Annotated in this window: 8 protein-coding genes; 6 read left to right on the top strand and 2 right to left on the bottom strand. The window is 61.7% G+C overall.

What is annotated here, in order from left to right; all coding sequences use genetic code 11:
- Positions 1-849: hypothetical protein (locus tag VGR67_11515; GenBank protein HEV8337039.1), on the top strand; the 849-nt coding region annotated here is incomplete at its 5' end.
- Between the two features lie 344 nt (positions 850-1,193).
- Here VGR67_11515 and VGR67_11510 read toward each other — a convergent pair.
- Positions 1,194-1,592 carry an integrase core domain-containing protein gene (locus VGR67_11510; protein HEV8337038.1) on the bottom strand — a complete coding sequence of 133 codons (399 nt, stop codon included), beginning with the start codon at positions 1,590-1,592 and terminating at the stop codon, positions 1,194-1,196.
- Positions 1,593-1,645: 53 nt separating this feature from the next.
- Between VGR67_11510 and VGR67_11505 the strand changes: the two genes are divergently transcribed.
- On the top strand, positions 1,646-1,969 hold the full coding sequence (locus VGR67_11505; GenBank protein HEV8337037.1) for a hypothetical protein: 324 nt from the start codon (positions 1,646-1,648) through the stop codon (positions 1,967-1,969).
- Positions 1,970-2,091: 122 nt separating this feature from the next.
- On the opposite strand, the gene VGR67_11500 is transcribed toward VGR67_11505, so the two are convergent.
- Complete coding sequence (locus VGR67_11500) at positions 2,092-3,156, bottom strand: thrombospondin type 3 repeat-containing protein (GenBank protein ID HEV8337036.1); 1,065 nt, start codon at positions 3,154-3,156, stop codon at positions 2,092-2,094.
- Between the two features lie 798 nt (positions 3,157-3,954).
- Here VGR67_11500 and VGR67_11495 point away from each other — a divergent pair.
- The 4 genes from VGR67_11495 to VGR67_11480 all read left to right on the top strand — a co-directional run bounded on the left by VGR67_11495 (position 3,955) and on the right by VGR67_11480 (position 8,374).
- Positions 3,955-4,356: a hypothetical protein gene (locus VGR67_11495; GenBank protein ID HEV8337035.1), complete on the top strand. Its 402-nt coding sequence runs from the start codon at positions 3,955-3,957 to the stop codon at positions 4,354-4,356.
- A 472-nt stretch (positions 4,357-4,828) separates the two neighbouring features.
- The gene (locus VGR67_11490; protein ID HEV8337034.1) at positions 4,829-5,602 is read left to right on the top strand and encodes a helix-turn-helix domain-containing protein; all 774 of its coding nucleotides are present in this window, start codon (positions 4,829-4,831) and stop codon (positions 5,600-5,602) included.
- A gap of 505 nt (positions 5,603-6,107) precedes the next feature.
- Entirely contained in the window at positions 6,108-7,202 is a 1,095-nt protein-coding gene (locus tag VGR67_11485) for a right-handed parallel beta-helix repeat-containing protein (GenBank protein HEV8337033.1), read from the top strand.
- A 146-nt stretch (positions 7,203-7,348) separates the two neighbouring features.
- On the top strand, positions 7,349-8,374 hold the full coding sequence (locus tag VGR67_11480; GenBank protein HEV8337032.1) for a hypothetical protein: 1,026 nt from the start codon (positions 7,349-7,351) through the stop codon (positions 8,372-8,374).
- Positions 8,375-8,414: the final 40 nt, after the last annotated feature.

Below are 8,414 nucleotides of genomic sequence, written 5' to 3'. Positions count from 1 at the left end.
GTGGATCGCGAGGGGCGCACCGGGCAAATCGTGGGACGCCCTCGGCTGGGCCTCGACAACCCGGCGATCTCCCCGGATGGCACCAAGGTGGCCATCGTCACATACGAAAACGAGAACGCGGACATCGGGATTTTGAACCCCTCGCGCGGCACCTGGAGTCGGTTGGTCGCGGGGCCCCGAGACGAGACTTCTCCGATCTGGTCACCGTCGGGGGATCGGATCTTCTACCTCCAAAAGGCGACGAACTGGTTCGCCTCCCTCATGGAAGTCCCCGCGGATGGATCGGCCACACCGAGCATCCTGGCGGAGCGGGTAGAGTCACCCCCCATCTCGGTCTCGTCCGATGGGCGCAGCATCGTCTTCGTCATGGAAACGGAGGGACGCTTCAGCCTCTGGCGTGTGGACCGGGAATCGGAGGCGAAGCCGGTCCGAATCACTCCCGACACGTCCGTTTCGGAGCGGGATCCCGCGATTTCCCCGGATGGCCGGTGGCTCGCCTACGCTTCGGACGAATCGGGGCCGGCCGAGGTGTTCACAAGGCTTTACCCGGGCGGAGGGCAAAAGCAGCAGGTTTCCCTCAACGGCGGCGAGCTTCCGTTTTGGAGCCGCACCGGTGGTGCGCTCTTCTATTGGGAGGGCCAGACGCTGGTCGAGGTGCCCGTGCGCTCGACATCCGCGCTCTCCCTCGGGACGGCTCGGAAGCTCTTCTCCGCGTCCTCCCTCGGCCTGGAGGCCACGCTCGACATCGCGGCCGACGGTCGATTTCTGGTCGTACGGCGCTCCAGCGAGGACCCGCGCCTCGGGCTCCTGCTCGTGGAGAACTGGATCGAGGAGTTCCGGATGCGATAGGCGACTCGCGACACTCTGTGACCCAGCCAAATCGATTACCGTATTTGGGCCTGTTATGGGTCAGGAATTGGAAACGGACTTGTACTTCCGATCTGTCTGGGGTCCAAGTGCACCCGTAGCACGAACCTGACAAGAGTTTGAAGTACCGAAGTAGGCCACTGAAATTGAGTGCGGCGTTTTGGCCGGTTCCGGGACTCGGAAATAGAAGGTCGGGAAGAAGAATTTGGGAGAAGCGGGCCTTTCATGAGGGTCGGAGGGCCCCGCGCCGCCGACTGCATCGGAAGTTGGGGAAACGAGCAGACGGGTAGGTCGGTCGCATGGGAAGATGTGCGAACCGAGAACGGTTAGGCAGCCCGCTTGAGCGTAACGATCGGGAGATGTCGCCGCTCGGCGTGGAAGCGAACGGAGAGATCGAGCTTGGCTCCGGGCTGACCCCGGATAAGAGCCTGAGGCGCGGCGCACGGAGACCGGCGGGGCCATCGCGGGCGGGGTTCAAGATGAGGAGCCCGGCAGGCACGGCGCTGTCGGTGGTAGACCTCGTCGGGCGTGGCGCCTCCGAGCCGGCTATGAGGCCGGTAGCCGTTGTACCAGAAGAAGTAGAGCGCCAGCTCGTGCTGGAAGGCGGCGAGGCAGAAGGGGACCAGCATCAGACGCCGCGTGCACTCGGTTTTGACGGTTCGGATACTGCGTTCGATCACCGCCAGGCTCCCATGCTTCCCAAGCGCTCCGAAGCGATGCTGAATGCCCCGTCGTCGGCACCACCGCTTGAATCCCTTCGCGAGTCCTCCTCTTGGGGATGGCGGGGAATGCCCGCGCGGACGCCTCAGATGGTATCCTCCTGACCGTCGATCCCGGCTCCAGCCCCGGCGAGGTAGCCCTCTCCTGGACCGGAAACCAGCCGACTTTCCAGGTGTTTCGGGCGACCAATCCCGCCTCCATCACCGACCCCTCGAATCTCCTAGTCGCCGCGGAGAAGTTCGCCGTCGACTCCGGCAGCCGCGTCGGCGCCATCCGCAACGCCCAGCAGGGCTACTTCAACATCGAGGACCGCGACCCCTTCTCCCCCGAGTTCAAGAAGATCCGCGTCGTCACCACCGTCCAGTATTTCCTCAAGGACTGAGCCGCGGGCCAGGCCGATCCTCAATCCGGGTCGTCCACTTCCAGGCTGTCGGCCGGCGCCAATCATCGAAGTTCAATTCTCCAGCCGGGCGCGCCTCATCCCCGAGGATCTCGGGTCTTTTCCTACGGGCACAATGGCACGCTGGTCTTTGAGAATATCGACGCGCTGACCGGCCGCAGCAACCTCACGACGTGGAGGGGCGACGAGATCACCGGGGAGCAGATGCAGCCGGCATGGGTGCCCTCTGTAACGAACACCCGGATGTCCGGGGATGCGGGGTCGCTCCGGATGCAGGTGATGGTCACATCGAAGCAGCTGTCGCTCCTTCCCCCGAGGGCGGCGACCACCGCCACGTGCGTGGAGAAGTCGATGGCCGTGGTCCCGCAGTTCGCGGGCCAGAACGCGCACCAGTCGGCCAGGTTGTCGATGATCCGGTACTGCTCGGGGCCCACGCCGGAATTCGCGGTCTTGAAGATCGTGGCGAAGGGGCGATCGCAAAGCGGGCAGGGATTGTCGTTCGGCCGAGGCACCCCGGCGCCGTCGTTGCCCAACCCCATTTCCACTCCGCCGAGGGTGCAGGTCGTCACGAAGAAGACTCCCGAGCCGGTCGCGGGGCTGGAGGTATCGAGCGTGCTGGTCACCGCCTGGTTGCAGGCCTGCATCGCCAGCGGGGCCGCGGCGGGGTCCTGCGTGTAGAAGCCGGTGTCCCGCAGAGTCGCGAGGTCTCCCCGGTATAGATTGTAGCTGTCGCACACCTGATAGTCGTCCTGCCAGGCCACGTGGGTGGCATCCTTCAGCGCGAAGAAGAGCAGCCCGTCGTCGAAATCGCAGACATCCCCCTGGCCTTCGCCGTCGGTGTCGACCTGGGGGGGGTTGTAGGTGGTGGGACAGTTGTCGGGCGGGGCGCAAATTCCGTCATGGTCGTAGTCGTTCCAGGGATCCTCGGGGCAGGCGTCGCAGGCGTCACCCTGGCCGTCGAAGTCGCTGTCCGTCTGCGCCGGGTTGGGAACCTGGGGGCAGTTGTCGGAGCCGTCGGGGACGCCGTCGCAATCGACGTCCCCCGGAGCGGGGCACTCACCGACTGCAAGGGAAGGGATCAGGAAGAGGCTGGAAAAGATCAGAGCGAAAAGGCCGGCTCTTGGCGGGCGAAAAGATCCGGCGCTGAGGCCCGATGGAGATGTACTCATGGCGATACTCCTTGGAGGGTGAGCTTTGCCTCAACCCTACGCCCGAGGAATATCGCCCGTCAACTCAGGAACCGGAAGATCCGGCCGAGCCGCCAGTGTAGCGATACAGATCGCCTTGGAGATATTTCAGTCCTGAGTCGACGCAACGGCGTGCAAAGGCATAGGACCCCTCCTTGTTACGATGGATACTACGCCACATCAAGAGCCTGACGCGAGTACTGTTCTGGAGACGGAAATCAGCGATGGAACCGACGAGCTACGACCGTCCGGGGCAATGGATCAGCGACGATCTCGCCGCGGCGACGCGCCAGGCCAACCAGACGGCAAGGCCTTGGGGACGTTACGGCCCCACGCGCGAGCAGGCGTGGCGGAATCGTGAACCCCTCCGCGAAAGCGAGTCGGAGGCGTTCCAAACGGCGTACAATCGCCATCACGAACAGGAGTGTGCTCGAAGAGGCATCACGGCCTGGGGGATCTACCCTGCGCATCTCCAGGCGTCTCTAGACCGGATCGCGATCAGTCGCGCGCTCATCGAGTGCGGTTATCTTTTGGTTCGAAGGAGGCGAATTACTCCACCGATTACCGCTCGAAAGTGGAGACGAATTACGTGAGGATCACAGGCATTGGGATGCAGATCCTTATGGACATCATCCAGAGTTTCCGAACGGTCATTGGGACTACAATCCATGGGAGCGGTATAACAGTCCATGGCAAAGATTGCCACCCTCTTCCGTAGCTCCAGGCTATGTAGATCCTTTAACCGGATTCGATCTACGCGCATAGCATGCGAGCCAGATCATGATAATTTACGAGAAGCACATTAAACGCTTGGTCGAAAGCCTAGCAAGCAACGACGCTGAAGATGCCTGGCATATTCTGAGAGAGTGCGGCGAGGAGGCTCTCCCGTATTTAGTAAAACAGTATGAGGCTACGACAAATACAGATATCAGAAAATCAATTATTCAGATCATTTCAGAGTATAGGTCCGTGGCGACGCTTTCGTTTCTTGAGACTAGGCTAGCCGACTCAGATGGTGAGATATGGAAATCTGCTCTGGATGGCTTGGTGATCCTGGGAAGATGCGCGCTTCCATCCTTGCAGCGTATAAAGGACACTGCAAGCGTTGAAAAGCGCGAGTGGATCGAAGAAGCAATAGAACAAATCGGTAAAGAGTCTGAGGACGATCTGTCAAATGGGTAGTGCGAGGCTCGCTAAGCGGTGGTGTAGTGGGCCATGCATCGAAATCATGCGGCCATTTTGACAGGCCCAGCCGCGGGCCAACGCCAAGGAGGTTTGGGCGAGGGAGACGAACTGGATTACCGTCGAGCGGACCTCGACGGGGCCAGCCACGGGGCAGGGGAAGAGGATGGATCGGCGCGGGTTGGGGCATGACCATCCTCCCGAAGGAATCCAGGATAATGGGTTGGCGGTCAGCTTAACGTATTAATATGTGGAGACCTGCTCCTGATCCCCGCATCTTTCCGGATTGATCCCAAATTATGCTGTTGCTCCCCAGAAGATTTGTGGTATAGATGAGTTGACTCCCATCCATTGCCGATCGAAAGCGCCGTAGGTTTGAGGACCCTGGGTCCCAGGGAACGTAAGTCCCGCCGGTTTCGTTCAGCAGCCAACCAGCGAGGGGGGTGGCCCGTCGGGCAGCGCGGAGGGTTGCATGACCTCCCCGTCCAAGAGCGTTCCTCTTCCTCCCGCCAGCCTGGAGATGAAGGCTGAGTTGGGGTGCCCGTTCGGGGCGCGCCGCGACTTTCCGGTGCTCGACCCTCGCAATGTCTTCTTCCTCTGTCTCAGTGGAGTCCACCTTTCTGTCCTCCTAAGAAATGCGACGTCCCATATCCTCGTGTCTGAATGCCCCCTGCAAATCCTCGGGGCGCTCGGGGAAGAACCGGTGTGTCCCGTCATTCTGGACCGCTGCCGGACGGACCGAAAGTGTTGCGGTGTCCTGATGCCCGTGCTGGAGGAAAAGGTCTGCCGGTCGCTGGGTGTCTGGCGGGAGCTCGCGCCTTGCAGCGATGTCGCTGCCTATACGCGCCCTGACGAGGTCCGCGATGGCTCTTCGGCTGGCCGGCTTCAGAAGGCCTGCCTCAATTTGATGGCCCAGGAGTTCCGTGGGCCCCTATTGGATCGATTGGCTAGGAGCCTGGGGACCAGTGTCCGGCAGATGAACCGGAGGTTCCGCGACTCCGGACTCGACTCGCCGGCGAGGGAGTTCCGTCGCCTCCGAATGCAGGGAGCCCTGGATCGAATGAAGACCACGACGCTCTCCCATGAGGCGATCGCTGGGGAGATGGGATACCACGATCGGACCTCGTTCGTACGGGCCTTCGTGAGAACCTTCGGGATCTCCCCCGCGTCGCTCCGCCGGCGTTCAGAAGACCCGAACCCGGGGGGTGACCGATCTGGCCATGCGATTTGGCCAGATCGAACCTAGACAACCCCGTCAGCCGGACCTACAGTTTCTCCATCGAAAAGACGAGTGTGCAACGAAGCCATGCCGGGCTCGGGGAAGTGGGGCCAGCGATATTTGTCAGGTATTGGGTGACAGGGTGTACGCGGCGATCGCCACGGTTGGAGGGAAAAGGTCACGGGAATGAGTCGGACGGTCCTGGATGCGGATCACCTTCCTGGTGCACTCGGACCTTAGCGACCGGACGGAGCGTTTAATGGCGGCGAGGTTAGCGCACTTGTCAACGGCCCCGAAGCGGTGAGTGCTCCCTCGTCGTGAACACCACCGCCGAAACTCCGTCCCGGAGAGGAGAACTGAGTCCTCTAGTCCGAGACCAGGTGCTTCAGGCTGCGCGCCAATCTTCCCGGGTCCCTGGTCACAACTCGTGAACTCGAAGAGGGCCAGGAGGGCGATCTTCGGATGCGGTGCCGGATAGGTTGATGGACGTGTTGATGGGCGTGGAGCACGAACAAACCCGAGGAGCACTAATATGAAAAAAGTCAGAATGCTCGCCGCAATGTTCGCCGTGGCTTTCTACCCTCTGGGAGTGCAAGAGCTACTAGCCGACGAGGGGCGGATTCCCATCTTCGGAACCATCACCATTAGCCAGGCTGGTCACTATATCCTCACGCGAGATATCCCTGATCCGGCTGCGCCTGCGGCTAACGTCATAACCATTGCTGCGGACAACGTGAGCGTGGATCTCAATGGCCGAACAATTTCTCCTGCCGCAGGGGCCGCCGGCATCAGTATTACCGCTCCTAGAAAGGGGATAACGGTCCTCAATGGGAGGATCGTCGGCGGGGCCGTCGGGATTATTTCTGGTAGCGGGCTCGACCCGGTAAGCATTCGGATCGAATCGGTCGAAGTGGCCGGCCAGTCATCAAACGGGATCATTATTAACAACGGAGGATACGTGGAGGTGATCGGTTGTCACGTCCACGATGTTGGAGCGGTTGGCATCAACGTGGCAAACTCTGCAACGAGCTTCGGAGGTCGGTTCATAGGCAATACGCTCGAAAGGATCACAAACGCCGGTATCTCGTTGAATGGCCTTCTGGCCGGTGAGGTTCGCGGCAACTTCCTCAAAGAGTTCGGCTCCGTGGCGGGGGGAGTGAACGGCATCCAGGTGAGCGAAGGGGCGGGCGTCAATGCTGGGGGTAACCTCGTGGCAGCGAATGTCGTCAGTTCCCTACCCTCGGGAACAGATGATAGCGGAATCGTTATCGCGACCACGTCACCCAACAATTTGCTCATCGAGAACGTCGTCACTCGAAACGGCTCCCGCGGAATCCGATCCCTGGCCGACGGAACTCGTCTGGAGCGGAATGTGGCGAATCAGAACGGCAGCCATGGCATCGAGGTGGGCCTAGGAGCGACGGGAGCTTTCAACCATCTTGAGGAAAACCAGGCTCAGCGGAATCTCGCGGCAGGCGCGTGTGGAATCTTCTTTACGAACGGCAATTCCCATACTTACCGCAACAACAACACACGGGGGAATACAATAGTCGGTCCCACCGCAGCTGCATGCGGTGGTGGGCTCGGAACAAATATGGATGCGGGCGGAAACATCACCGCGCCATAACCTCCTGAGAGGAAGGTGGGCCCATGCAAGCGAGCCATGGTTGTAAGAGTCAAGTTTTTGCAATGCGGTCTTTCATAGCGTTCGCTGCGGCGCTGCTCTTGGGGGTGGCACCCAATTGGTGCACTTCGTACTACTTGAGCACCGACGTGCCATCGCTCCTAGGAGGCACCAACTACACAACCAACCAGATCATGCGTAGCGATGACGCGGTCTACGTGTTGCAGGCCTCCCTGCCGGCGGGCACCGAAATCGCCTCCCTGCACCGCCGGGCCGACGGCAGCTACCTCTTCTCCCCGGCCCAGCCGGTCACCCTGGGCGCTACCGACTTCCAGCCCCGAGACCTCGTCTCTTACGACGGCACCGCGTTCGCCATGTTCCTCGACGGAAGCGCCGAGGGGATTCCCGCCGGTGCCCGAATCGACGCCCTCTTTGTGGATCCGGTCACTGGCAACCCCGTCCTCTCCTTCGACACTCCGGTGACTTTCGGCGTAGAGACCTTCAGCCCCTCCGACCTGGTCAGCCGTACCGGAGCCGGCGCGTTCGCGCTGTTCTGGGACGCCGATGCGGCGGGAGTACCCGCCTATGCCAACGTAGTGGGCGCCGACGTGAATGCCGCGGGCGACCCGGTCGTCAGCTTCGACGTGCCGACGAACCTGGGGGGGACCGAGTTCCTGCCCGGGCAACTAGTGAGGTGGGACGGAGTCGCCTTCGGCAGCTTCCTCGTGGATCCCGCCTGGCCCCCCTCCGCCCAACTCCGGGACTTCAGCTTCGTTCCCAGCGCGCCAGCCGGCCGGGTAGCTGACGACGGATGCCTCCCGGCAGCTGTGGCGTTGACGGTGACCCGCGATCCGGTCACCGGGGACCTTACCCTGACCTGGGACGCCTCGTGCCTGGCCGACGACAGCGATTACGAGATTTATGAGAGCGCGATGATGGGGCCCACTGGAGCTCAGGGCTTCTACAGCCATGCTTCGAGGTTCTGCACCAGCGGCGGTTCGCTGAGCCTCATGTTCGCTCCGCTTTCCGTCAGCGCTCCGGCCATCGGCAATTACTACCTAGTGGTTCCCCGGAACGCCGTGCGGGAGGGGTCCTATGGTCGTGACAGCAATTGCGTGGAGCGTCCGCCTGGAGACGGGTCCTGCGAGGCCCAGGAAATAGCGCCCTGTCCCTGATCCGTCGCCAGTGAAGTGGGCCAGCGAGATTTGACGGGCT

The organism is Candidatus Polarisedimenticolia bacterium (assembly GCA_036004685.1).
Classification (GTDB): domain Bacteria; phylum Acidobacteriota; class Polarisedimenticolia; order Gp22-AA2; family AA152; genus DASYRE01.
This window is presented reverse-complemented; position numbering and strand designations above follow the sequence as displayed.

What these genes read in the sequence shown, in the direction of transcription:
- VGR67_11490 (HEV8337034.1), top strand. Translation starts at nt 4,829, where the DNA reads ATGACCTCCCCGTCCAAGAGCGTTCCTCTTCCTCCCGCCAGCCTGGAG.
- VGR67_11500 (HEV8337036.1), bottom strand. Translation starts at nt 3,156, where the DNA reads ATGAGTACATCTCCATCGGGCCTCAGCGCCGGATCTTTTCGCCCGCCA.
- VGR67_11505 (HEV8337037.1), top strand. Translation starts at nt 1,646, where the DNA reads ATGGCGGGGAATGCCCGCGCGGACGCCTCAGATGGTATCCTCCTGACC.
- VGR67_11485 (HEV8337033.1), top strand. Translation starts at nt 6,108, where the DNA reads ATGAAAAAAGTCAGAATGCTCGCCGCAATGTTCGCCGTGGCTTTCTAC.
- VGR67_11495 (HEV8337035.1), top strand. Translation starts at nt 3,955, where the DNA reads ATGATAATTTACGAGAAGCACATTAAACGCTTGGTCGAAAGCCTAGCA.